The sequence below is a fragment of the Nocardia sp. NPDC059195 genome (assembly GCF_042754695.1).
GTDB lineage: Bacteria > Actinomycetota > Actinomycetes > Mycobacteriales > Mycobacteriaceae > Nocardia.
The window spans coordinates 151,411-175,734 of the sequence record NZ_JBHZBG010000005.1; the positions used below are offsets into that span (position 1 = coordinate 151,411).

22 protein-coding genes are annotated in these 24,324 nt (G+C 66.2%); 8 read left to right on the forward strand and 14 right to left on the reverse strand.

The genetic code is table 11. The features are described from left to right. Positions 1-67 precede the first annotated feature (67 nt). The 12 genes from ACFXKN_RS09655 to ACFXKN_RS09710 form a co-directional block, all read right to left on the reverse strand. Positions 68-1,006 carry a hypothetical protein gene (locus ACFXKN_RS09655; RefSeq protein ID WP_379432847.1) on the reverse strand — a complete coding sequence of 313 codons (939 nt, stop codon included), beginning with the start codon at positions 1,004-1,006 and terminating at the stop codon, positions 68-70. Positions 1,007-1,025: 19 nt separating this feature from the next. Beyond that, a complete protein-coding gene (locus ACFXKN_RS09660) occupies positions 1,026-1,229 on the reverse strand; it encodes a heavy-metal-associated domain-containing protein (protein ID WP_379432848.1) in 204 nt (67 codons plus the stop codon). Positions 1,230-1,283: 54 nt separating this feature from the next. Further along, on the reverse strand, positions 1,284-2,699 hold the full coding sequence (locus tag ACFXKN_RS09665) for an MFS transporter (protein WP_378946853.1): 1,416 nt from the start codon (positions 2,697-2,699) through the stop codon (positions 1,284-1,286). Positions 2,700-2,856: 157 nt separating this feature from the next. After that, entirely contained in the window at positions 2,857-3,495 is a 639-nt protein-coding gene (locus tag ACFXKN_RS09670) for a sterol desaturase family protein (RefSeq protein ID WP_379432891.1), read from the reverse strand. A gap of 183 nt (positions 3,496-3,678) precedes the next feature. Beyond that, on the reverse strand, positions 3,679-4,410 hold the full coding sequence (locus ACFXKN_RS09675; RefSeq protein WP_379432849.1) for a FadR/GntR family transcriptional regulator: 732 nt from the start codon (positions 4,408-4,410) through the stop codon (positions 3,679-3,681). A 102-nt stretch (positions 4,411-4,512) separates the two neighbouring features. Continuing rightward, the gene (locus ACFXKN_RS09680) at positions 4,513-5,154 is read right to left on the reverse strand and encodes a hypothetical protein (RefSeq protein ID WP_379432850.1); all 642 of its coding nucleotides are present in this window, start codon (positions 5,152-5,154) and stop codon (positions 4,513-4,515) included. A 22-nt stretch (positions 5,155-5,176) separates the two neighbouring features. Further along, complete coding sequence (locus ACFXKN_RS09685) at positions 5,177-6,853, reverse strand: ABC transporter family substrate-binding protein (RefSeq protein WP_379432851.1); 1,677 nt, start codon at positions 6,851-6,853, stop codon at positions 5,177-5,179. A gap of 50 nt (positions 6,854-6,903) precedes the next feature. Then, positions 6,904-8,592: an ABC transporter family substrate-binding protein gene (locus ACFXKN_RS09690; protein WP_379432852.1), complete on the reverse strand. Its 1,689-nt coding sequence runs from the start codon at positions 8,590-8,592 to the stop codon at positions 6,904-6,906. Continuing rightward, positions 8,589-10,283: an ABC transporter family substrate-binding protein gene (locus ACFXKN_RS09695; protein WP_379432853.1), complete on the reverse strand. Its 1,695-nt coding sequence runs from the start codon at positions 10,281-10,283 to the stop codon at positions 8,589-8,591. The genes ACFXKN_RS09690 and ACFXKN_RS09695 overlap by 4 nt, the downstream gene beginning before the upstream one ends. A 24-nt stretch (positions 10,284-10,307) precedes the next feature. Further along, positions 10,308-12,152: an ABC transporter ATP-binding protein gene (locus ACFXKN_RS09700; protein ID WP_379432854.1), complete on the reverse strand. Its 1,845-nt coding sequence runs from the start codon at positions 12,150-12,152 to the stop codon at positions 10,308-10,310. Then, complete coding sequence (locus ACFXKN_RS09705) at positions 12,149-13,117, reverse strand: ABC transporter permease subunit (protein ID WP_378946829.1); 969 nt, start codon at positions 13,115-13,117, stop codon at positions 12,149-12,151. Before ACFXKN_RS09705 ends, ACFXKN_RS09700 begins: the two co-directional genes overlap by 4 nt. Further along, positions 13,114-14,091: an ABC transporter permease gene (locus ACFXKN_RS09710; RefSeq protein WP_378920022.1), complete on the reverse strand. Its 978-nt coding sequence runs from the start codon at positions 14,089-14,091 to the stop codon at positions 13,114-13,116. The genes ACFXKN_RS09705 and ACFXKN_RS09710 overlap by 4 nt, the downstream gene beginning before the upstream one ends. 85 nt (positions 14,092-14,176) lie before the next feature. Between ACFXKN_RS09710 and ACFXKN_RS09715 the strand changes: the two genes are divergently transcribed. Then, on the forward strand, positions 14,177-15,004 hold the full coding sequence (locus ACFXKN_RS09715) for an HAD family hydrolase (protein WP_378946825.1): 828 nt from the start codon (positions 14,177-14,179) through the stop codon (positions 15,002-15,004). Between the two features lie 139 nt (positions 15,005-15,143). Here ACFXKN_RS09715 and ACFXKN_RS09720 read toward each other — a convergent pair whose 3' ends face one another. Then, positions 15,144-17,414 carry an N-acetylmuramoyl-L-alanine amidase gene (locus ACFXKN_RS09720; protein WP_379432855.1) on the reverse strand — a complete coding sequence of 757 codons (2,271 nt, stop codon included), beginning with the start codon at positions 17,412-17,414 and terminating at the stop codon, positions 15,144-15,146. 217 nt (positions 17,415-17,631) lie between these two features. On the opposite strand from ACFXKN_RS09720, the gene ACFXKN_RS09725 reads away from it, so the two are divergent. Continuing rightward, complete coding sequence (locus tag ACFXKN_RS09725) at positions 17,632-19,110, forward strand: SpoIID/LytB domain-containing protein (protein WP_378946816.1); 1,479 nt, start codon at positions 17,632-17,634, stop codon at positions 19,108-19,110. 37 nt (positions 19,111-19,147) lie between these two features. On the opposite strand, the gene ACFXKN_RS09730 is transcribed toward ACFXKN_RS09725, so the two are convergent. Further along, complete coding sequence (locus ACFXKN_RS09730; RefSeq protein ID WP_378946813.1) at positions 19,148-19,648, reverse strand: MarR family winged helix-turn-helix transcriptional regulator; 501 nt, start codon at positions 19,646-19,648, stop codon at positions 19,148-19,150. A gap of 103 nt (positions 19,649-19,751) precedes the next feature. Here ACFXKN_RS09730 and ACFXKN_RS09735 point away from each other — a divergent pair, with 103 nt between their 5' ends. From ACFXKN_RS09735 to ACFXKN_RS09760, 6 genes are all read left to right on the forward strand, one after another. Beyond that, the gene (locus tag ACFXKN_RS09735; protein WP_378946806.1) at positions 19,752-20,765 is read left to right on the forward strand and encodes a DMT family transporter; all 1,014 of its coding nucleotides are present in this window, start codon (positions 19,752-19,754) and stop codon (positions 20,763-20,765) included. Between the two features lie 192 nt (positions 20,766-20,957). Next, positions 20,958-21,716, forward strand: coding sequence for a MerR family transcriptional regulator (locus ACFXKN_RS09740; RefSeq protein ID WP_378946803.1), 759 nt, complete (start codon positions 20,958-20,960; stop codon positions 21,714-21,716). 146 nt (positions 21,717-21,862) lie between these two features. Beyond that, positions 21,863-22,396 carry a hypothetical protein gene (locus ACFXKN_RS09745; protein ID WP_378946800.1) on the forward strand — a complete coding sequence of 178 codons (534 nt, stop codon included), beginning with the start codon at positions 21,863-21,865 and terminating at the stop codon, positions 22,394-22,396. A gap of 30 nt (positions 22,397-22,426) precedes the next feature. After that, positions 22,427-22,837 carry a hypothetical protein gene (locus ACFXKN_RS09750; protein WP_378946797.1) on the forward strand — a complete coding sequence of 137 codons (411 nt, stop codon included), beginning with the start codon at positions 22,427-22,429 and terminating at the stop codon, positions 22,835-22,837. A 63-nt stretch (positions 22,838-22,900) separates the two neighbouring features. Beyond that, positions 22,901-23,446, forward strand: coding sequence for a hypothetical protein (locus ACFXKN_RS09755; protein ID WP_379432856.1), 546 nt, complete (start codon positions 22,901-22,903; stop codon positions 23,444-23,446). Between the two features lie 90 nt (positions 23,447-23,536). Next, the gene (locus ACFXKN_RS09760) at positions 23,537-24,190 is read left to right on the forward strand and encodes a hypothetical protein (protein WP_379432857.1); all 654 of its coding nucleotides are present in this window, start codon (positions 23,537-23,539) and stop codon (positions 24,188-24,190) included. The last annotated feature ends 134 nt before the right edge of the window (positions 24,191-24,324 follow it).

The window sequence follows — 24,324 nt, forward strand, 5'->3', positions numbered from 1 at the left end:
TCCTTTGTTCCTGATAGCAATTCTTGCTGAGAGTTCGCGGGCGGGCTAGGCGGGTGTTCGGCGCTGGTCAGTGGCCGTGGCCGGGAGTGCCGTGATCGGCGGGTGCGCTGGTCGGGGCGGGGTTGCTCGCGCCGGTGGCGTTCGGCGTGGCGACCCGCACCGTGAACTCGGCCGTGCGCACCACGCCCTGGTGCTGGAAGTCGAGGAACAGGCGGTAGTCGCCCGTGCTCGGCGCGTTCACCACGAAGTCGATGCCAGGCCCGGCGGGGGTGACCCCGTCGCCGGGCGTGCCCTCGGGGTGAACGTGCAGGTAGGCGAGGTCGGCGGCCCGAAGTGCGACCAGGTGACCGTAGGCGCCGAGGTAAGGCTGGAGGTCGGTGACCGGGGTGCCGTTGCGGCTGACCGAGAGTGTCACCTTTGACGCGGTACCTGGGCTGACCGTGCCGTTCAGCGCCACCGTGTACTCGCCGACCTGCGCGGTGGCGGCCGGGGCGGGCAGGGCCTGCACGTCGTAGTTGCCCGCGACGCGTAGGTCCGTGCCGAGGGTCAGGTTCGACCCGCCCGCCGGGGTGAAGTCGGCGAAGACCCGGTAGTCACCGGCCCGGCTCAGATTCAGCGGGACGGTCCAGGTTCCGGCCGGATCCAGCACCGGGTGCACGTGCTGGAATCCGGCCATATCGCGCCGGACCACGATCAGGTGCAGGTCTTTGTCGTGGCTGGTCTGGTATTTCGTCACCGGGGCGCCGGTGACGTCGAGGATGCGGAAGGCGATCTGCGATTGCGCCGCGGTGGTGGTGTTCGTCTTGTCCAGCGCCAAGGTGTAGCCCTGATCGGTGACCAGGAGGCCACCGGGCAGATCGGCGGACGGTGCCGCCGCGGTCGAGTGCTCGCCGTGCCCGGCCGGTTCGGAAGGTTCCGGACCGATCAGGGCGCCTGCGGCCAGAGCGATCCCGAAGACCGCCGCGAGGCCGAGGGTGAATCCGGCGAACTTGCCTGTTGCGTTCATCGGGATGCTCCGATCCGGTTCAGTCTGCGAGTTGGAAGCCGGCCGCGGTGACGGCGTCGGCGAGGGCGGTGCGTTCTGGTGCGGTTCCTGCGATGGCCACGGTGCCCGCGGCCAGGTCGACATCGACGCCGGTGACGCCGGGCAGGGTGCCTACCTTGTCGCGGACCTTGTTGACGCAGCAGCCGCAGGTCATGCCGTTGACGCTGACAGTGGTTGTGCTCATAGGACTCTCCTCGTTTCGCTCTTGGTCATTACCATACCCCCCTAGGGTACTTTGTCAAACGGTCGCGCCGGTCTTGTCCGCAGCCGGTGTGCGCATGGTCGCCGCGGTGATGCCCGCGCCAGCCAGTGCCAGTACGCCCGCACCGAGGAAGGCGGCGGAATAGCCGTCGGTCAGCGCCGAGGCGTCGCCGAGTTGACTCGCGCCGAACGCGGCGGCCACCGCCGTCATGGCGGCCAGGCCGAGCGCGGATCCCACCTGGTAGCTGACGTTGACGATGCCCGAGGCCAGCCCGCCTTCCTCGGGACGCGCCGCCGAGATGGCGGTGCCGAGTGAGGGGATGAAGGCCAGCGACATACCCCCCGCCGCGATCAGCGAGGCGGGCAGCACGTCGACCCAGAAATTGCCGGTCGGCCGCACCAGCGACATCACCGCGAGGCCGAGGCCGAGCACGATCAGGCCGGTGACGATCATCGGCTTCGCGCCGAACCGCTGCATCGCCTTCGGTGCCAGCACCACCATGCCGAGCATGATCAGCGTGGTCATCGGCAGCAGCGCGGCACCCGATGGGAAGGCGCTGTAGCCGAGCACCTGCTGCAGGTACAGGTTGAGGAAGAACCACATCGGCACCCACGCAGCGGCCAGTGCGAACTGGGCGAAGTTGGCGGCGGCCAGGTTCGGTGCGCGGAAGATGCTCAGCCGCATCAGCGGTTCGCGGCGCCGGGACTGGATGGCGACGAAGCCGGCCAAGAGCGCGGCGGCCAGTGCCAGCACACCCCAGGTCTCACCCGACGCCCAGCCGACCTCCGGTGCCTGCACGATCGCGTATACCGCGGCAGCCAAACCGGCTGTCACAGTGACAGATCCGGCGATATCGATGGATCCCTTACGCGCCGGGGCGGCGGGCATCAGCAGCGGCACGGCGATCAGCGCGAGCACGGCGATCGGAATGTTGATGTAGAAAACCCAAGGCCAGCTGATGTATTCGGTGATCACACCACCGAGAAACACGCCCGCGGTACCACCGGCGGGTGCGGCCGCGCCATAGACGGCGAGCGCCTTGGTGAGTTCCTGTGGCGAGCCGCCGAACAACATCATCAGCAGCGTGAGTGCCGAAGGCGCGATCAGGGCGGCACCGCCACCTTGGATCGCCCGGCCCGCCAGCTCGACGCCGACATTGCCTGCGGCACCGGCGATTACGGAGCCGATGCCGAGCACCACCCAGCCCGCGGCGAATACCCGGCGAGCGCCGAGCAGGTCGGAGAGCCTGCCGCCGAGCAGCAGCAGACCGCCGAAGGCGACCACGTAGGCGTTGAACACCCACGTCAGATTGCCCGGCGTGAACCCGAGTTCGGCCTGCATCTTGGGCAGCGCGATCCCGATGATCGAGGTGTCCATGATGACCATGAACTGCGCGGCGGCGATCACCGCCAGCGCCCACCACTTCCGGGTGGATTGCGATTGCGTAGTCACGACTTTCGTCCTTTCGAGCGGAGTGCATCTCGTGCTCGATACCATACCCCCCTAGGGTATAAATCTGTCAAGCCTTCGGCCGGAAAGGATTTTCGTCGGTGGACATGCGAAAGCCCGGCTCGCGTGACGATGCGAGCCGGGCCTGCGTTCTTCGGATCTAGTCGGCGTGGAGGTTGCGCGCCGTGGGAGATGTCGGCGTGGTGGCCGGATCGGGAGCGGTGCCGAGTAGTCGGTCGGCGGTGCCGGTCGTGGTCACGGTGAACCAGTAGTGCTCGTTCTTGTAGTGGTGGTGGCGGTGGTTGCGCCAAATTGCCCGGTAGAGAGCATGTTTCGGCTTGTAGTCGGTGTGGATGAGGTAGTGGGTCCACTCGTAGAGCAGGCCGAGCGTGGTGATGGTCAGCAGGAAGGTGAGGCCGAGGCCGGTGCGGGGGAAGGCGAGCAGGGCGATTGCGACCAGGGTCACGATCGTGAGCAACAGCGACTTCGGCGGGATGAAGATCAGCGGGATGTCGCGCGGGTCGACGTGATGCTCGCGGTGTTTGCGCGCCAGCTCACTGTCGAGGGTCAGCGGGCCGAGATGCCTTGGGCGCCAATGCAGCACAGTGACGTGAATGATCCACTCGACAACCGGGAATACGGCCAGAATCAGCACGGGGACAAGGGCGTCGGTGAGTTGCCAGTCGCCGATCACGAAGCGGGCTGCCAGCGTGGCGACGAATACCGTGGCGATCATCCATGGGGACGGGTGCCGGAGGAATTCGTGCGCCGCCGCAGGCAATGTCAAGCTGCGGCGCATCGGGCGGGGAGAACGGGTGGCATGGGTTGGTGCGGGAGCGGCTGAGCGCGCGGCCTCGGCGTGCGTGGGGTCGGTAGTCACCTGGTCGGTGGTCTGCGGGTGCTCGTCGGCAGCGTCAGGCGCGGCGGTGTCGTGCGACGTCGTTGTCGGACGGTCATTCATCATGGTGCTTCCTCGGGTGGATCACGCCCCGTTCAGGGCATGGATCAGGGCGGTGGTCGCCGGCTCGAGCAGTGCTCGCGCGGTCTCGGCGGCCCGTTCCGGCTCGCCCGCGGCGATCGCGGCGGCCAGGTCTCGATAGGCGTCGGCATTGCCCACCTCGGCGGACATGATCGGCGCCAGCGCGGCCAAGGCGGGTTCGTAGGCGGCGCGCAGCATGGAATACATCAACCGGAAGGCGATCGAATCGGCGAGATCGAGGATGTGGTCCCAGAATTCGAGCGCTATCCGTTGCTGGGCGAGTGGATCCGATTCGGCGACAAGGGAATCGACGGATTCGTGCAACAGCGCCAATTCGCCGTCGATCCGCGGATCGACCGTCCCTCGCACCCGCGCTGCGGCAAGCTCGGCGATCTTCGGCCCGTTGTGCAGCCGCGCCTCGAGAATGCTGCGAGCGACCGCGGGATCGATGGAATCGCCCCGAAGCAACAGCCGCGGAAGCACTTCCAGCCCCGCACTCCGCCGATAATCGAGCACAGTCGTCGCCTCACCTTGCCGAACGGCAACCAGCCCCGCCGCGGCCAACCGCTGCAACGCCTCCCGCACCGCGGGCCGCGAAACCCCCAACGCCTCGGCCAACTGCCGCTCACCCGGCAACGTGCTCCCCGCCGCCAACTCCCCACCCAGCACCTCGGCGGCGATCTGCTCGAACACATCACCGGAAACCGAGCGCTTCACCACAGGAGTCCATGCCATACCCCTGATGATGCGCCCTGAGTGGTAAGAGGTCAAGTGGTCAGACCAGCCGATTTTGAGCTGGACAATTGATGGCAGATGCCTGGTGATCGACTGCCCAGGTCAGCTGGGGTCGGAGCCTCGGATGGCGGAGAGCCAGGTAAAGGTGGTGGCGGCGACCGTGGTGGTGGCGACGAACGCGCCGAGGGCGCCGTTCATGACGTAGACCCAGAGCAGGCCGACGAGGGGAGCGCCGATCGCGGGTTGGCTGTCGAGGATCAGCCGGCGGGGGATGCCGTACGCGGGTGGATCCGTGGGGCGCGAGGGGTTATCGATGAGCTTGCCCGGCGGCTCGACCGTACGGACCCGGCCCGAGGGATAGAAACGCGTGTTCCCATCATCGATGGATCGGCCGGTCAGCTCCAGATCGGTCGGGATGAGCGCCGACAGCGCCGGGTCATAGAACACCGGCTGCCACACCACGCGGTCCCCACTGCTGATCTCCAACCACGACCGGCTGACCAGTCGATGCTGCTGCCGAACCCGCCTACCGCGCACCGTGCCGGTCGCGACCAGCCCGCTCGGAAGAACACCGAAGGCAAGGCCCAATTGGTAAGCGGTGTAAGCGAGTACGGCAAGAGCGACCACGGCGAGCGCACTCAGCTGATCGATATCGGCGAACGGCACCCACGCGGCGATGATCGCGAGGGTGCCGCTCGTGACGAGCAGCGGATAGGTGAGCGCGCGCGCCGGGCCGGTACTCACTGTTCGAAGCCGACCTTCGGGCTCACTTCAGGAAACCGATCTTGGTGTAGTCGTAGGAAGCGAGGCCTGCCGCACCGAAGTTGGCGAGGTTGTCGCGAACTCCGAGATTGCCGGCGGACTGCATGAGCGGCAGGGAATGTCCCTCCTCGAATACCTTTCGATCGATCTGGTTGGCCAACTCCTTGGCCTTGACCGGATCGAGTTCAGAGATGGCCTGCTCGATGAGGGCGTTGAGTTCAGGAGAGCCGATGCGACCGTAATTGCCCTGGATGTCATCGGGGTACAAGCCGTAGATCTGCGTCAGGCTGCTGAGCGGGAAGGCATCGCCAGCATAGAACCACTGTCCTACATCGAAATTTCCCGGCTTGAGGACATCGGGGAACAGACCGGCGCCTGCCTTTGTCTCGATGGTCAACTTGACGCCGATCTGCGCGAGGTTCTGCTGGATGATCTGCGCGGTCTGAATATTGATCGGGTCGTTGTACATCACATCGCGGATCTCGAGCTTCCGGCCGTCCTTTTCGCGCACATCCCCGTTGAGCTTCCAGCCGAGGGCGTCGAGCTCTTTTGCCGCGGCCGTCGGGTCGAACCCGAGGCTGTTGTCCTGGTAGCCGTCCTGGCCCTGCAGGTAGACATGATTGTTCAGCGGTTCGGGGTCGAGGACGAGCCCGTTCTGGATCGCGTTGGCGATACCCTGCCGGTCGATCGCTTTCGAGATCGCGACTCGTACACCCTGGTCGGCGAGGATGGAACCGGGCGCACCATTGAAGGTGAAGTGACCCCAACCGTTACCGGGTGCTCGGCGGATCGCGATGCCGGGCGTATTGCTCACCGCCTTCAAATCGTCGCGGCTGGCTATTCCTACCGCATCGATCTCGTTGTTCAGGAGTGCGGGAGTGAACGCTGCACTATCCAGCACACTGAAGGTCATGGTGTCGAGTTTCGGTGTGTCACCCCACCATCGGGGATTGCGGCCGAGGACGACCCGGCCTTGTCCTCGGTCGACGGACTGGACGATGAACGGGCCGGACGACAGCGTGAGCGCCTCGACCTGGCTGTTGTTGAATGCTTCGGCGCTCGATGTGACGGACTTCGGAAAGAGCACCGAGTTACCCGCGAATTGTCCGCGCCACTCGGCGTAGTGCTGCTTGAAGGTGATAACAGCCTGCTTGTCATCGACACCGCGTTCGACCTTGTCGACCCGATCGAAGCCGCTGTTGTTGGCGATCAGGAACGCCTTGTCGGCACCGCTGAGCGCCGCGGCCTGGGACCGAATATCCTCCCAGGAAATCGGCGTGCCATCGGACCAGACCGCCTTGGGGTTGATCGTGTAGGTGACCTGCTGCGGCTCGGTGTTGGTCAACGCGACGTCGGTGAAGAAATCGGTGTTCACCGAGAGATTCGCCGCTGCATCGGTTTTGAACGCACGCGGCATCACCGGACGCAGCATCGAGCCGGTGTTTCCGGTATTGCCGTCGGTGTGCAGGCCGTTCCAGTTCTCCGGCAGCGAGGTAATCGCCAGTCGGAGATTGCCACCGTCGCGCAGTTCGCTGACGTCGCGCGGGTTGATGTCGTTGGTGGTGCCGAGCGCGGCTTCGCCCTCCGCCGCGATGTCGTCGCCCGAGCCACACCCGGCAGCGATCAAACTGACGATGACGAGGGGGATTGCCAGGCGGGTGGTCATCGAACGAATTCGCATTGACCGCTCCTTTCCTCAGATTCGCTGCACGAGTGTGGTACTACGGTTGTCTATTTGACGAATCCGACTTTGGTCAGGTCGGAAGACGCCAAACCGAATGCTCCGTAGTTGGCAACCGTAGAGCGCACCGCCACGGCGCCGGGGGACTGCACGATGGGGAGCGAGAACCCTTCTTCGAAGATCATCCGGTCGGCCTTGTTAGCCAGCTCGATGGCCTTTTCCGGATCCAGTTCGGAGATGGTCTCTTCGATCAGTGCGTTGAGCTCGGGGCTGCCGATGCGGCCCTTGTTGCTCAGGCGGTTGTTCGGATCGTAGGCGTAGATCTGTGGCAACGCGCCGAGCGGAAGAATGCCGCCGGACCAGGTGAACTGAACGATGTCGAAGTTGCCGGGGTCGACGACATCCTTGAAGAGACCATTGCCCGGTACGGGTTGGATGGTCAGCTTGACGCCGATCGCGGCAAGGTTCTGCTGAGCGATCTGGGCCATCTGGACCCACGCGTCCTGCTGGTACATCACATCGCGCAGTTCGAGCTTGCGCCCGTCCTTCTCCCGGACATCACCGTTGAGCTTCCAGCCGAGGTCATCGAGCATCTTGGCGGCTGCCTGCGGGTCGTAGGAGACTGCCGCTGAATTGTCCTGGTAGCCCTTCTGGCCCTTCACGTAGATGTGATTGTTCAGCGGTTCCGGGTTTGCGACCACGCCGTGCTGCGTGGCGTTGGCGATGCCCTGCCGATCGATCGCCTTCGAAATGGCAATGCGCAGCTGCGGGTCTTCGAGCAGCGCACCGGGAGCGCCGTTGAAGGTGAAGTGCGAGAACCTCGGCGAAGGGGCGCGCCGTACGTCGAGGCCCGGTGATCCGGCGGCGGTGGAGATCTCGTCGATGCCCGAGACGGTGGCGGCGTCGAGCTCGTTGTTCTGCAGCGCGGAAATACGCGCTGAATAGTCGAGTACCGCGAAGGTGACCGAATCCAGCTTCGGAGTGTTACCCCACCACTTCGGATTCCGGTTCAGTGTGATGCGTTGCTGCGCGCGATCGATCGAGCTGATGACAAACGGGCCCGCCGACAACGGAAGGCTGTTGCGTGCCCAGTTCTCGAATGCTGTCGGCGATTCAGTGGATGCTTTCGGGTAGAAGGGGTTGAACATGCCTTGCCACTCGGCGTAGTGCTTCGCGAACGTGACAACGGCCTGACGATCATCGACACCGCGTTCGACCTTTTCCACACGGTCGAATCCGTCGGTACCGCGAACCTGGTACGCGACGTCCTTGCCGCTCAGCGCCTGAGCCTGGGAACGCATGTCCTCCCAGGTAATCGGGGAGCCGTCGGACCAGACCGCCTTGGGGTTGATCGTGTACGTCACCTGTTGGGGCTCTGTGCCGGTGAGCTGAATATCCGTGAAGTAGTCGTGATCGACCGACAATTCGCCCGCGGCGTTCGCGGTAACCGTGCCCGGCAGCGTCCATCCGACGACATCGGACACGTCGCTGCTCGCATCGACGTGGTCTGAGTTGAAGGTCTCCGGGAAGGAGGTCAGTGCCAGACGAAAATTGCCGCCATCCTGGAGTTCGCTCACATCCTTGGGATTGATGTCGTTCACCGTGCCGACGGAGCTTGCCCCGATCTGCGAACTGTCATCGGACCCACAACCACCAAGCACCAACGTCAAAGCGAAAACAGGCACCGCGATGCGGAAACCGGCCCGGCGCAACCGCCTGGCGTAAGTAGCTGTGGTCATTTCGTGAATCCGATCTTCGTGTAGTCGTACGTTGCCAAACCGGGGGAACCGATGTTGGCGAGGGTGGTGCGGGCGCCGACGCTGCCGTCGGACTGCATCAGGGGGAGCGAGTGTCCTTCTTCGAATACCTTGCGGTCGACCTGGTTGGCGAGGTCGATGGACTTCGCGGGGTCCAGTTCGGTGAGGGTTCGTTCGATGAGGGCGTTGAGTTCGGGAGAGCCGATCCGGCCGAAGTTGGACTGGAGGTCGGTCGGGTCGTAGTAGTAGATCTGGCGAATGCTGCTCAAGGGGAAGGGGTCGCCCTGGTAGACGTATTGGGCGGCGTCGAAGTCGCCGGGCTGGATCACGTCGGTGAAAAGGCCTGCGGCGGGCTTGGTGTCGATGGTGAGCTGAACGCCGATGGCGGCCAGGTTCTGCTGGATGATCTGGGCAATCTGGACCCAGGTGGGGTCGTTGTACATGACGTCGCGAATGACCAGTTTGCGGCCGTCCTTCTCGCGCACCTCGCCGTTGAGTTTCCAGCCGAGATCGTCGAGTTGCTTGGCTGCGGCGGTGGGGTCGAAGCCGAGACTGTTGTCCTGGTAGCCCTTTTGGCCCTGGAGGAAGACGTGGTTGTTCAACGGTTTCGGGTCCTCGACCAGCCCGTTCTGCATCGCGTTGACGATCCCGATGCGGTCGATCGCCTTCGAGATAGCCACGCGCACACCCTCTTCGGCCAGGATCGAGCCGGGCGCGCCATTGAAGGTGATGTGGCGCCATCGATTACCGGGAGCACGGCGCACTACGAGCCCTTCGGTTCCGCGCACCGTTTTCACGTCGTCGAGGGTGGTCAGGCGAACGAGGTCGAGTTCGTTGTTCTGCAACGCCTGGACCCACGATGAGTGGTCGAGCACGCTGTAGGTGATGGTGTCGAGAACGGGTTTGTCGCCCCACCATTTCGGGTTGCGGCCCAAGGTGATCCGACCCTGAGCGCGGTCGGTGTCGCTGACGAGGAACGGGCCCGCGGTGAGGGTGATCGCGTCGGCGAGGCTGGTGTTGAAGGCCTCCGGTGTGCTGGTCACCGACTTCGGGTAGAGGGCGGAGTTGCCGGAGAACTGGCCGCGCCAGTCGGCGTAGGGCTTGCTGAAAGTGAGGACGGCCTGCTGGTCGTCGGTACCTCGCTCCACCTTGTCGACGAATTCGAAACCGTTGGTGATCGCGATCAGATAGCTCTTGTCGCGGCCGCTCAGCGCGTGCGCTTGCGAGGCGAGGTCTTCCCAGGTGATCGGCGAACCGTCCGACCAGACAGCTTTCGGGTTGATCGAATACGTCACCTGCATCGGATCCGTGCCGGTCAGCTGGATATCGGTGAAGAAATCGGTGTCGACGCTGAGCTGGCCCGCGGCGTCGATTTCGAAGGAGCGCGGCAGCATCGCGCGCACGATTTCGCCGATCTCACCGTTGTTGCCGTCATTGGACAGGATGTTCCAGTTGGCGGGGTAGTCGGTGGTCGCCAGGCGCAGGTTCCCGCCCTCACGCAACTCCTCGACACCCTTGGGGTTGACGTCGCTGGTGGCGCCGATCGCATTGCTCAACCCGGCCGCCGACTCGTCACCACCCCCACAGCCCGCCACGATCATCCCGGCCGCCACCACTACGGCGGCACAGCGCAATCGGGTACTACGGCCTGCTTGCATTCGACGGGTTCGCATGGCGCCTCCTGTTTCGGCTCGTGATCAGCCGCTGACGACGGGTTCCGGTACGGCCGCGATGAGCGAGCGCGTGTATTCGTGCTGAGGATCGGCGAAAATCTGCTCGGCCGGACCGGATTCGACGATCTTGCCCTGCAGCATCACCGCGATGTCGTGGGCGAGATTGCGCACCACCGACAGGTCGTGGGAGACGAACAGGTAAGACAGTCCGTGCTCGGCCTGTAGGTCGCGCAGCAGGTTGAGCACGCCCGCCTGGATCGACACGTCCAACGACGAGACGGGTTCGTCGAGAACCAACAGCTGGGTGTCGAGCGCCAGCGCGCGGGCGATGCTGATGCGCTGCTTCTGGCCGCCGGAGAAGTCCGAGGGGTAGCGATCGGCGTGCTCGGGACGCAATCCCACCTGCCGCAACAACTCTGGCACCCGCCGGTTGACCTCTTCGCGCGACCGGCCGTCGATGCGCAGCGGCTCGGCGAGCACGTCGAAGATCGGCAGGCGCGGGTCGAGGGAGGAGCTGGGGTCCTGGAAGACGATCTGCATCTTGCGGCGGATCTCGCGGGTGCGCGCCTTGGTGAGGGTGGCGACGTCGTTGCCGAGCACTTCGATGCTGCCCGACTGTGGGCGGGCCAGGTCCATGATCTGCGACAGCGTGGTCGACTTGCCCGAACCGGATTCGCCGACCAGTGCGAGGGTGCGGCCCGCGCGCACCGAGAAGCTGATGCCGTCGACCGCGCGGACCTCGCCGGTGCGGCGGCGCAGCAGCACCCCTGAGGTGAGCGGGAAGGTTTTCACCAGGTCGGTGACGCGCAGGACCACGTTCTCGTCGGTGCGGTCGGGGTGTGCCGGGGTGGGGATGTCCTTGCGGTAGGCCTCGAAGAGTTGCTTGGAACTGACCTCGGCCGTGCGGATGCAGGCGGCCGAGTGGCCGGGGCTCACCTTCTCCAGCGGGGGTTCGGCGGCGGTGCAGTCGCCGATCGCGACCGGGCAGCGCGGCGCGAACGAGCAGCCGGGCGGCAGGGCGTGCATGGCGGGCGGGGCGCCGAGGATCGGGATCAGCGGCGTGCGTGGCGGGCCGTCCATACGCGGAATGGAGCCGAGCAAGCCGACGGTGTACGGCATCCGGGGAGCGGCGAAAAGTTCGGCGACAGGCGCGGTTTCGACGATCTTGCCCGCGTACATCACCGCGACCCGGTCGGCGACGGTGGCCGCGATACCCATGTCGTGGGTGATCATGATGACGCCCGCGCCGGTGATATCGCGTGCCTTACGCAGCAACGCGAGGATCTGGGCCTGCACGGTCACGTCGAGCGCGGTGGTCGGTTCGTCGCAGATGATCAGGGCTGGGTCGTTGGCGATGGCCATGGCGATCACCACGCGCTGGCGCATACCGCCGGAGAACTCGTGCGGGAAGGCCCTGGAACGAGCCCTCGCATCGGTGATGCCGACCAGTTCGAGCAGCTCGACGGCCCGCTCACCGGCTTGTTTGCGGCCCATCTTGCCGTGTGCGAGAAGGGCTTCCGCGATCTGGTCACCCACCCGGTACACCGGGGTCAGCGCGGAGAGCGGATCCTGGAAGACCATGCTGATCGAGGAACCGCGCAGCTTCGACATCTGCTTGTCACCGAGGCCGAGCAGTTCGCGGCCGCGCAGGCGCACCGATCCGTGCACCCGCGCCTGCTCGGGCAGCAGGCCGATCACCGCGAGCGAGGACACCGACTTGCCCGATCCGGACTCGCCGACGATGGCGAGTACCTCGCCGTCGGCAACGGTGTAGTTCACCCCGCGTACGGCGTCGACGCGGCCTTCCTCGCCGGGGAACGAGACTCGCAGGTCGGTGACCTCGAGCAGGGGTGCGGTCGACGCGGTCATCGCTTCTCGGCTTTCTTCAGCTCCACCTGCGCCTCGTCCTTGTGCTCGGCGACCTCCTTGCGGGCCTTGCGCGCGCCACGGGCGCCGGGGTCGAACGCGTCGCGCAGACCGTCGCCGACCAGGTTGGCGCACAACACGATCGTGATCAGCAGGCCACCAGCGAACAGGAACAACCACGGGTAGGTGAGCGCCGATTTGGTGCCCGCCGCGATCAGCGAACCCAGCGACACATCCGGCGGCTGCACACCGAAACCGAGGAAGCTCAAACCGGTTTCGGCCATGATCGCCGAGCCGACGGCCAGTGTGGTGTCGATGATCAGGATCGAGGCGATGTTCGGGACGATATGACTGAGAATCACGGTGCGAGTCGGCGCGCCCATATACCGTGCGGCGCGGACGAATTCGCGGTCACGCAGGCTCAGAGTGAGGCCGCGGATGATGCGGGCGGCAATCATCCAGCCGAACACGCTGAGCAGCACGATCAGGATGGCGATCGACCCGGAACCCTTGGTGCGCGGCGCGAACAGCGCGATGATGATGAAGCTGGGGACCACGAGCAGCAGGTCGACGAACCACATGATGGCGCGATCGGTCCAACCGCCGAGCAGCCCGGCCACCGCACCCGCGGTCGCGGCGATGACACTGGAGAACAGCGCCACACAGAAGCCGATGATCAGCGACTTCTGTAGGCCGCGCAGGGTCTGGGCGAGGACGTCCTGGCCGATCTGGGTGGTGCCGAACGGGTGCTCGAGGCTCGGCGGCTGCATCAGCGCCTTGTAATCCATCTGCTGGTAATCCCACGGCAGCAGTGGCGGCAACGCGAAACTGGCCACGAGCAGCACCAACAGGATCACCGCGCCGACCACGGCGGGTTTGTTGCGCAGGAAACGGCGCCACACCAGTTTGCGGCGCCCGGCGGCGATGGCCTCCGGTGCGCCGACGACGATGAGTTCGGTTTCGGTCATGAGACACGCACCCTCGGGTCGAGCAGGGCAAGGACGACATCGGAGAGCAGGCCGGAGACCAGCACGACCAAACCGGCGAACGCCGTCACCGTCACCACGACATAGAGGTCCTGGGCATTGATCGCATCGATCAGCCATTCACCTACGCCGTGCCAGCCGAAGATCTTCTCCACGAAGGTGGCGCCGGTGATCAATCCGCCGAGGCTGTAGGCGAACAGGGTGGCCATCGGGATCAGCGCGGTGCGCAGGCCGTGCTTGTAGAGGGCCCGATTGCGCGTCAGGCCCTTGGCTCTCGCTGTTCGGATGAAATCGCTCTGCAGCACATCGAGCATGGCGTTGCGCTGGTAGCGGCTGTAGCCGGCCATGCCGCCCAGGGCGAGTGCCAGGGTCGGCAGGACCAAATGCTGTGCGCGATCGACCATCTGGTTCCAGAACCCGGTGATCTGAGTGGCCGAGGTCTCGCCGGTGTAGAGGAAGATCTGTGTGCCGGTCATCGTATTGATTTGCAGCGCACCGTATTTCAACAGCGTCGCCAGCAAGAAGATCGGCGTCGACAGGATCAGCAGCGACAGCACCGTCGAGAAATAGTCGCTGAACTTGTACTGCCTGATCGCGCCGGCGGCACCGATCAGCACGCCGAGCACGGTGCCGATGACCGAACCGAGAATCAGCAGCCGCAGACTCACCGCCACCCGCCTGCCCAGTTCCTCGCTCACCGGCTGCCCGGCCAGGGTGGTTCCGAAATCCCCTTGCACGACGCCGCCGAGCCAGGTGAGATAGCGCTGTGGGATCGGCTCGTCGAGATGCAACTGCTCGGCCTTCGCGTCGATCACCGACTGCGGCGGGCGCGGATTGCGCTGCTCGAGGCTTTCGAGGGGGTTGAACGTGAGGGATGCGAGGCTGAACGTCAGAAACGATGCCAGCAGAAGGAGCACAACGTAGTTGAGTGTGCGCCGCAACAAAAAGCCGGTCATCAGTCCCCTCTGGATCGGTATTCAGGCCCTGATCATAGGGACAGTCCGGCGTCCCCGTGTGGCGACGTGCGGCAGGATAGATGGGATGACGCACCTGCACCCGAAACCGCAGCTGGTGGCCAGCGACGTCGACGGCACGCTGATCGACGATTCCGACAAGGTCTCGGCGCGCACCAAGGCCGCCGTCGGGGCGCTCGTCGCCGACGGCGCCACCTTCGTGCTCGCCACCGGCCGCCCGCCGCGCTGGATCGAACCGGTCGTCAGCGAACTCGGGTACGCACCGCTCGCGATCTGCGGAAACGGCGCGGTTATCTACGACAGCGCCACCGACCGGGTGCTGTCCAGCCACACACTCGATACCGAGACCCTGAGCTGGTTGGCCGAGGTCGCCGAACACGCGTTACCCGGTTGTGGGCTGGCGACCGAGCGGGTCGGGGCCAGCGCGCACGACGCCGTGACCCAGCAGTTCGTGAGCTCGCCGACCTACGAACATGCCTGGCTCAACCCCGACGACACCGTCGTCTCGCACGCCGAGGTCATCGACTCTCCCGCGATCAAGATGCTCATCCGGCTCAGCACGGCCCGCAGTTCCGAGATGCGCGCCGCCCTCGCCCCCCTCATCGGCGACCGCGCCGAGATCACCTACTCCACCGAGAGCGGGCTGATCGAGCTGGCGGTGCCGCAGGTGACGAAGGCGTCCGGGCTGGCCGAGGTCGCCCGACGCATCGGCGTAGAGAATTCCTCGATCGTCGCCTTCGGAGATATGCCGAACGACGTGCCGATGCTGGCGATGGCCGGGCACGGAGTCGCGATGGGGAACGCCCACCCGGAAGCTCGGGCGGCCGCCGATGAGGTGACAGGCAGCAACATAGACGACGGCGTCGCGATGGTCCTCGAGCGCTGGTGGCGATAGGCCCGACCACCCTGGGCCCGGTTTAGCTGAGCAGCAAGGTATACCGCCCGGACCCGGTAGAACCTCGCATGCCCCGCGAATAAAACAGCCGGTGCCCTCACTCGGAGGTGCACCGGCTGTTCTTCGCCGTGACCGGGGGTTAGCCGGTCGGGGCGGGTTCGGGGACAGGCGGGTCGGCCGGGGCCTGTTCGACGGGGACCGGTTCGGCAGGGATCGGCTGTGCCGTCGGGTCGGCCGGAATCGCGAGCCCGAGCGTCGGCGCGGTCTGCGTCTGGCCAGGCTTCGGCTGTCCGTTCATTTCCTGCTTGTAGGTCTCGTCGTAGGTCTTCCAGAACGTCGTGACGATGCCCGTGAGCTCGTTGAGCACCAGTGAACCGTGCTCGAAATCGGTGCGCGAACCGTTCGGGACCAGGTACGAGCCCGTGGTCGGCAGGCCGAGCACGCCCGAGTCGGCGCCCAGGCTCAGATAGCGGTCGAGAATCGTGCCGATCACCTCGAACACCTCACCGCCCTCGCCCGAATAGACGAAACCGTTGGCGAACTTCGCGTACTGACGGCCCTGCGCGCCCGAGATCAGGTCCGACTGCGGCGCGCCGAGCGGCCCGTCGACCCCGCCTTTGGCGACCCAGTGTTTGGCGATCGCGTTGTCGCCGGCCAAGCCCAGGAACTTGTCGACCATCGCGCCGAGTTCGGCCATATTGCCCTGCGGCGCGCGGGCCTGCTGACTCGGCGGACGATTCACCGTCGGGGGCGAGGTGTAGGTGTTGGAGTTACCCGCCGCGATCCCGCGGATGCGGTCCATCAGCGCGTAGGCGGCATCGCCGGGGCAGTCGGTGTTGCCGACATCGCGGTGCGCGAACACCACCGGCAGGTCGACCGCTTCGTCGTAGGCGTACGGGGTGAACTCGGTGCCCTCGGAGTACATCGTGGTCGTGCCCTTGGGATTGATCCCGGCGAGCTTGGACCGCCAGCCGATGAACTTGCCGATCGCGTTGATCGCCTCGTTGCTCGGCTCCTCCGTCTCGTAGTTGCCCATCAGCGCCACACCGGCAGTGTTCTCGTTGAAACCGCCCGCGTGCGCGCCCTGAACCGCCCGGTCGAGGCCGCCGTAGCGGCCCTCGAAAATCTGGCCGTACTGGTCGACCATGGCGTTGTAGCCGACATCGCACCAGCCGAGCGTTTCGGCGTGATAGGCGTAGATCGCGCGGACGATGCCCGCCGATTCGGAACGGCTGTAGTCGTTGCGACCGGCCGTGTGATGCACGGTGATACCGCCGAGGCCGTCGTCGTAGGTGGGTTCCTGGCAGCGGATCGATTCGTCGGCACCCCACTGCGCGCGGGTGATGACCTTCGGTCCGCCACCGGGCAGCGCCGCGGCCACGTCAGTGAGCGCGGCATCGATCGCGGCCCGGCCCGGATTGATCAGGATGGCCTTGAGCGCGGCCTCGGTGAGGTGCGCCGGGTCGTGGTCGGGGCCCGCGGTGGGCTTGCGGGTGACCAGCATCTGCACCGCGGTGGTCTCGCCGACGTAGATCGGTTCGGTGCCGGTCGGTGCGCCCGCGGGGGTGTGATCGGTGGCCCTGGTGTCGAGCGGATCGGCGTCGTACCAGGGACCCCAGTTGCCGTCGAGCTGGCGGGCACGGAGTTTGGTTGTGGTGTTCGCCAGGTCGCGAGCGGTGATGGCGACCATGCTGAACGGGGTGTCCTGGGTGAGTTCCTTGACCTGCGCGCCCACCTGGTCGATGACGTCGGGGCCGACCGCGCCCGGAGAGAGGGCGGGGGTGTCGGGGGTGGTGCCGGGTTCGAGGTTCTCCGGGTCAGCGATGAATTTCGCGCCGGCGGACCGGCTTTGGGAGACCGGGGCGCCGGTGGGAGGTGCGGCCGCGGCGGGTGGCTGGGCTGTGGGCGCGGGAGTCGCGGGCGCCTCAGGGGCCGGGGGAGCCGGGGGCGCGGTGGGGACCGTCGTGCTCGGGACCGGTGGGCGCGCGGGCGGGGCGGCGGCCCCGGGGGCGCCAGGTGTCGCGGCGCCCGGTGTGGCCTGCTGCGTCGGGGTCGGCTGCGGCTTCGTCGGCAGTTGCGGCAGCTGGATCTCGGCGGGCAGCGCCACGCCCGGGGGTACCGGCAATCCCGGGGGGATCGGGATCGAGGCAGGCAGGCCCAACATGCGCAGGTCCGAGAGGTGCAGATCGGGGAGGTCGAGACCGGTCAGGTCACGCAGCGGGACCGTGATGTCGGGAACCGAGGTCAGCGCGACCTCGGCCAGCTGCGTCGGCACGGCCGTGACCTGGGAATCGTTGGCGCTGCGGTAGTCGGTCGAGTCGCTGAGAGCGAACGCGCCGACCGGTGCGGCGACAACGAGGGTGGTGACCACCGGGAGCACGTAGGAACGTTTCGGCTTTCGGTATCGCACGTGCGACTCCTATCAGGGTCGAGCTCGTGTTTTTCCGCGCATGTGATGCTTGCTTCCTCTAACCTCACGCATCACACTAGTTAACATACGTCACACATCTCAACCTCAACTTGAGGATTATGTGATTGCTCGAATGTAGCCCTCGGATCCCGCTCGGCGACGACGACATGCCGACGCGAGCTCCGCCGGTCGAACCGCGAAACCGTGGGAGCGCAGTATGAGAGCGGACACCTTGATCGCCCGCAGTAGCGGCCGTGGCACCCGTCGCCGGGTTGTGCCGGTCATCTGGACCGTGCCGCTGCCGGTGCTGGTCAGCGGCACCGTGCTGGCCTTGACCGGTGCGATCGGCCTGTGGCAGATCCTGCCGGGCCAGATCACCCCGACCGTCGGCGCGGGACACGGTCGCGGCATGAGCCAGGTCGGTGCCTTCGACAACGCGCGGGCGGGCTGGTCGGCCGAGGAGATTCTCGGTCACTACTACCCCGGCGCAGATCTCGGGCAAATCGGGCCGACAACGATCGGTGTCCGGCTCCAGGCCCAGGACGACGCCACCCTCGATACCTTCGCCGCCGCCGGCGCGCAGGTCGCGGGCCGCACGATCGGCCCCGGCGACGCCGCCCATCTCACACCGCTGCCCGACGGCGGGGCGAATGTGGTCGTGACCGCGGGCTGCGACGGAGAAGTGTTGTGGCAGGCCTCGACCGACGATCCGTTCGTCTATCCGGTCGGCCCCGGTGCGGGCAGGCCTGCCGAGGAACACCTGACCCTCTGCGGGGGCACCGCCTATCGCGGCGCGCTCGGCGTGGCGCTCGAAGGCGAGTCCTATCGCACCGTCAACCAGGTGGACCTCGACGACTATCTCGCCGGTGTCCTGCCCGCGGAAATGCAGGCCAACTGGGCCGACCAGGGCGCCTTCGAAGCCCTACGCGCACAAGCGATCGCGGCCCGTTCCTATGCTCTCGCCGAAAGCCGGTACGACTACGCGCAGACCTGCGATACCACCGACTGCCAGGCGTATCCCGGTACGGTGAAAGAGGATTCGCGCAGTACCGAGGCCGTCGCCGCCACCACGGGCACGGTGTTGTTGCGTGACGGGCAGATTCTGCGTTCGGAATACTCGGCTGCTCCGGATGGCGGTAGGCCCGCCGATATCGAGACCTTCGCGGTCGGCCCGGCGCCCAGCGAACTCGTCGAATCCGCCCCGGCCCCAGTGGTTCCCGCCGCACCGGTGCAGCCGGATCTGACCATCGAGGCGCTGGCGGGTGAGTCGGTGATCGACACCGAGTACCGGCGCATCGGCGGTGCGAGTAGCGCGGTGGGCGAGCCGATCGGCCCGGAAATGCTGCTGCCGCAACGGGCGGGCACGTACCGGATGTACACGAACGGTGTGATCGTCGCGACGCAGACGCTCGGCGCGCAGGTCGTCGACTTCTCCACGCTGCTGCAGCTCGTTCCGGATGCGGGTGATCAGTTGCCTGCGACGGCATCGGGTCGACCCAAGCTGAAGACGCCGGAAGGCAGTGTTCCCCAGGCTGTTTCGCCTGGAGGTCCGCATGGTTTGCAGATTCCCTCGGATGCCGAGGTCAGGGGCGAACCCGTCCACGGGCCGGTGAATCCCGCCGCGACGCCCGGCGCGCACGCCGAGTACGGCCCGGTGAACCCCGGCGCAGTACCTGGCGTGCACGACGGCGAGTGACTGGAAACAGGCCGATTGCACGATTACGCCGGATCCTTCAGTCGAGCTTCGTGTCATCCAACCCGATAGCCAGGGTGCGCAGCAGGTCGGCGAGCTGCTCGCGGTCCGTGCCGCCGAGCGAGGCGAGCAAGCGCTGCTCGTTGGCCATGTGGAGCGGCAGCAGCCGGTCGACGAGTTCGCGGCCCTCGGCGGTGAGCTGCACGAAGACTGAACGGCGATCGTCGGGGGAGGGGACGCGCCGAACCAGGTTCTTCGCGGCTAGGCGGTCGATGCGGTTGGTGATGGCGCCCGAGGTGACCATCGCGGCACGGTTGAGCGCACCCGCGGTGAGGCCGGTCTCGCCGCCGGAACGACGCAGCGTCGCCAGCACGTCGAACTCCCAGAATTCCAGGTCGTGACCTGCGAAGAAGCGCTTCAGATCCTGCTCGAGAACGCGCGCGAGCCGGGTGATCCGGCCGACGATCGCCATCGGTGATACGTCGACATCCGGGCGCTCGATGTTCCAGTGCTCGGTGATCAGATCGACCGCGTCGCGCATCTCTTCTCCCTCTCGGTTGAAACTCTTAACGTTCATCTACTTGACGCGGAGATATCTCTGCGGGTAGATATTTCAATGTTGAGATTATCAATCAGGAGTGAACATGACGACCACAACCCGCTCCACCGGCTACGTGGGCACCCTCGCGCTCACCGCTCTCACCCCGATCGTGTGGGGCTCGACCTACGCGGTGACCACGGAACTCCTGCCCCCTGACCGGCCGCTGTTCACCGCGCTCATGCGCGCGCTCCCCGCCGGATTGGTGCTGATCGCGCTGACCAGGGTGCTGCCGCACGGCCAATGGCTGGGCCGGACCGCGGTGCTTGGCGTGCTCAATATCGGCGCGTTCTTCCCGCTGTTGTTCCTGGCCGCGTACCGGCTGCCGGGTGGTGTCGCCGGGGTGCTCGGTGCGATCGCGCCGATGTTCGCGCTCGGGTTCGCGGCGGTGCTGCTGGCCGAAGTGCCGACCAGGCGAAAGGTGATCGCGGGTGTTGTCGGCGTGTTCGGTGTCTCGCTGGTCGTGCTCCGCGGCACCGCCGAACTCGATCTGATCGGCGTGGTCGCCGGTCTCGCCGGTGCGGCCTCGATGGCGGCGGGAACCGTGCTCACCAAGAAATGGGGACGCCCCGATGGTGTCGGCCCGCTGGCGATGACCGGCTGGCAGCTCACCGCGGGTGGGCTGTTCATCGCGCCCCTGGCCCTGCTGATCGAAGGTGCGCCGCCCGCGCTCGACGGACAGGCCATCGGCGGGTACCTGTACCTCGGCGTCATCGGCACCGCGCTGGCCTACTGGCTGTGGTTTCGCGGAATCTCGCGCGTACCAGCGACTTCGGTCGCCTTCCTCGGCCTGCTCAGCCCGGTGTCGGCCGCGGTGATCGGCTGGATCGCGTTGGGTCAGGCGCTGACCGCTCCGCAGATCATCGGCCTCGGCGTCGCTCTCGCGGCTACCGTCTTCGGGCAGCTGCCGACCAAGCCGGTCGATGGTTCCGAACCGGTTGCAGGAGAACAAGCGTCGCCCGTCAATGCCGGATCCAATTCAGTCGAACGGCACAGTGACGCCGAGTCGAAGATGAATTCGGGTGCGCCGGAATTGGTTTCGGCAACGAACCGAGTCTGATTCGCTGACCGGTCAGCCGCGCATCGCCTGCATCAGTGGTCCTCGGTGAGGGCCGGAATCGGCAGGGGGTGCGCGGCTGTGGCGGATGTACACCGAGCGCGACACGGTGGAGGTCGAATTCGGGTTCGCGTCTTGACATTGACGTAGCGTCAACTTGCAGAGTGGAGGTACCGACGAGAAAAGGAGCAGGTCATGGTGGGTGAATGGTCCATCCAGGACCTCGCGAAGGCCGCGGGAACCACCAGTCGTACGTTGCGCCACTACGGGCAGCTCGGGCTGTTGGAGCCGAGCCGGATCGGGGCCAACGGCTATCGCTATTACGACCAGACCTCTCTCGTTCGACTGCAGCGAATTCTGCTGCTGCGCGAACTCGGCCTCGGCCTTCCCGTGATCGCCGAAGTTCTCGCCGGTGAACAGGACACCGCCGGTGCGCTGCGGACCCACCTGGAACTGCTTCGCCAGCAGCAGGATCGGGTGGCGCGGCAGATCGAGTCGGTGTCGACCACTTTGCACAAGACTGAAAGAGGTGAACCGCTCATGGCCGCAGAGGTTTTCGACGGTTTCGACCACACCGAGTACAAGGACGAAGTCACCGAGCGCTGGGGCAAGGAGGCCTACGAGAGCGGTGATCGCTGGTGGCGCTCGATGACCGAAACCGACAAGCATGCCTTTTTCCAGGCGCATCTCGACATCGCCGCCGACTACGGGAAGGCCCGCGCCGCAGGACTGCCCGCGGATAGTGATGTTGCGCAAGCAATTGTCGTCCGGCACCGCGACTGGATCAGCGGCGGGACGCAGGGCAAGCCGGTGACCAGCGAGTACCTGCTCGGACTCGGCGAGATGTACGTCGCCGACCCACGTTTCCGGAAGAACTACGACGTGCACGGTGACGGAACCGCCGAGTACATCCTCGAAGCCTTCCGGGCTTACGTCGCAGCCCATCCCGCCTGAGAGGTTGGTGGCCGCGCGACGGCCGAATAGCGAGAGAGGACAACCGTGCTCGGGCAGCCAGCGCCCGGGCGCGGTTGTATTCGATGGCACTAGGCTGCCGACGACCGACACGAATGATGTGATGCATGAGGTCGCAAGGGGGAGCGATGAATTACGAGCAAAGGCCGCAAGGTCATGTGCCGCCGAAGACCGAATCGGTGTGGAGCCCGCCCATCGCTGTTGTGCTCCTCGGCGTCGGGGCCGTCCTGATCGGACTGTTCGGACTGGGCCGAGCCGCGGTGGCACTCTCGGCTCTGCGCGCTACATCCACGCGTTGGAAACAGCCGGAACAACCAGTCGAATGGAATCTCCAGATACTGGAGCATCAAATCGACCTTGTGGTCGGGGCGGTGCTCGCGGTGCTGCTCGGGTTGGGTGGAGTGCTGGTGCTCGCGCGGCGTTCACGCGGACTGACCATGGTGATCATCGGTAGTGGGCTCGCGGTCTTCGCGCTCTGGGGCGGAGGTGCGCTGTCCGACAGCACCGGTGAACTAGCGGGATTCCTCGTGTACTCGCTGCTTCCGTGCGGTGTGCTGATCGCGGCGCTGCTCCCATCGAGTCAGCGCTGGTTTGATTCCGGGAAGAACGCCCAGCTCGCACCGTTGAACACCCCGCGCCCGCCGGTTCCGCCGTATAACTGACGGCGACGTCGACAAGTAGCGGGGGCAGTGGTGGAACAGGTGCGGCCCGAGCGGCCAACGCGGGCGGTGACCGCGCTGATCGCGGGCTGGCTCGGGGTGCTGGTCGGCGCGGCGGGAATCTTCGTCGGTACGGCGACCTCGGTGTTGCGCCTGGTTGGGCGCGAGATCGACCTCGATGACGTGGGCTCGGGGATCGTCGGTGGGCTCGGGGTGGTGTATCTGCTCGGGGCGGTGCTGTTGTTGCGGCGGCGGATGCTCGGCAGACGGGTGCTGCTCACCATGGCGGCGGTGATGGCTGGGGCGACCTTGCTGGTCATCGTGCTCAACGGGGCAAGTCACGGATGGCGGTTCGGACCGCTGGATTTCTGGCTGGTGGTCAATGTGGTGATCCTCGCGCTCAGTCTGAGCGAGCCGACGCGGCGCTGGACCACTACGCGCTAGGCGTACAGCGCTGGAACGCTGTGCCGCTGCGCTCATCAGGGCGGTTCGGGATACGGTCGGGGGATGGTCGTGCTGGAGACGAAGTCGAAGAGCGGTGAGGTGGCGGCGATGGTGGCCGTGTGCCTCGCGGGGATCGCCGCGGTGGCGAACCTGGTGGGGGCCGTGGTTCTCGTGCGGTCGTTTCTGAGCGAACCGGGCGAGCTCGACGACTCGCTGACGTTGTTCGCCACGCTCGGCGCGCTGGTGTCGGTGTTCGCCTTCAGCTACGGTGGCGTGCTTTTGGCGCGCCGGGACGAGGCCGGGCGATGGGTGATCATCGTCGCCGCGGGCACCCAGCTCGTGCTTGGCGTGTTCGGCCTGCTCGCCTCGCTCGTGAACTACGACTCCGGGTACGGGATCCACTGGTTCGCCGATGAACCCGTTGTCCGGTCGATTCTGACCGGCCTCGGTGGGGTACCCGGCGCGGTAACGGCGATCGTGAACCACAGTTGGGCGGCGGCACTTTCGGGCGCGGTGTTCGGTGGGCTCGTGTTGCTGGCCGCAACACTGCCGCTGACGGCGGCCTACACCCTCGCTCGACCGGAAGACGTTGTCGGACCGAACGTATAGTTTCAGCAGGTCAGCATTACCGCGGAAGGTGCTGCGAGGCCGGGACACGAGATAGCGGCTACAGGGACAGCTCGCCAGAGGGGGAACACCATGGGGTATCCGTACGGCCCACAACAGGGCCAAGACCCGTACGCGGGACAGGGCTATGCGCAACCCGGCTACGCACCCGACCCATACGGCGGCCAGCCGGGCTACGCGCAGCCCTACGGCGCGCCCGTCCAAAATGCTTACGGCGCACCGGCTTACGGTGCGGCTCCCTATCCGTACGCGCCCGGCTACGGTGAGCCGCGAGCGGGCGGCGGTACGGCGATCACCGCCGCGGTGATCTCGCTGCTCCTGTCGTTGGTTGCGCTGGGCGGCCTCGGCATCGCCGCGGCGGTCCTGCTCGGCGAGGAAAACGGGCCCGCTGCCGGGAGCGAGGTTCGAATCGCGGCGACCGTCAGCCTGCTGATCGGAGCCGCGGTTGGCCTGCTGTGGTTGCTCGGCTCGATTCTGCTGTTCCGCCGTAGGACAGCAGGCCGGGTGATCCTCATCCTGCTGTCCACGATCGCCCTGATCTTCAGTGCGATATCGATCGTGGCGGCTGTCTCGAGCGGCTCGGAAGAGCCGGAGGTCACCCTGATCGGCGGCATCATCACCAGCTTGCTCCCCTTCCTGATCCTGGTCCTGGCCGCCGCCCCGTCCACGGGCCGCTGGATCAGTGCCGGGCGGTCGGGCGGCTATCAGCAATACCCGCAGTACTGACTGACGGCGGCACCAGCCGCCGGGCGCTGGATTCGAGCCGGACGGGCGGCGGATGGTGGCCTCGGGGCCCGGTCCCTTTCCTGGGTGATGGATCGGACCTGGTCAGGGCGTGGTTGGAGACTCCGCCGGGACAA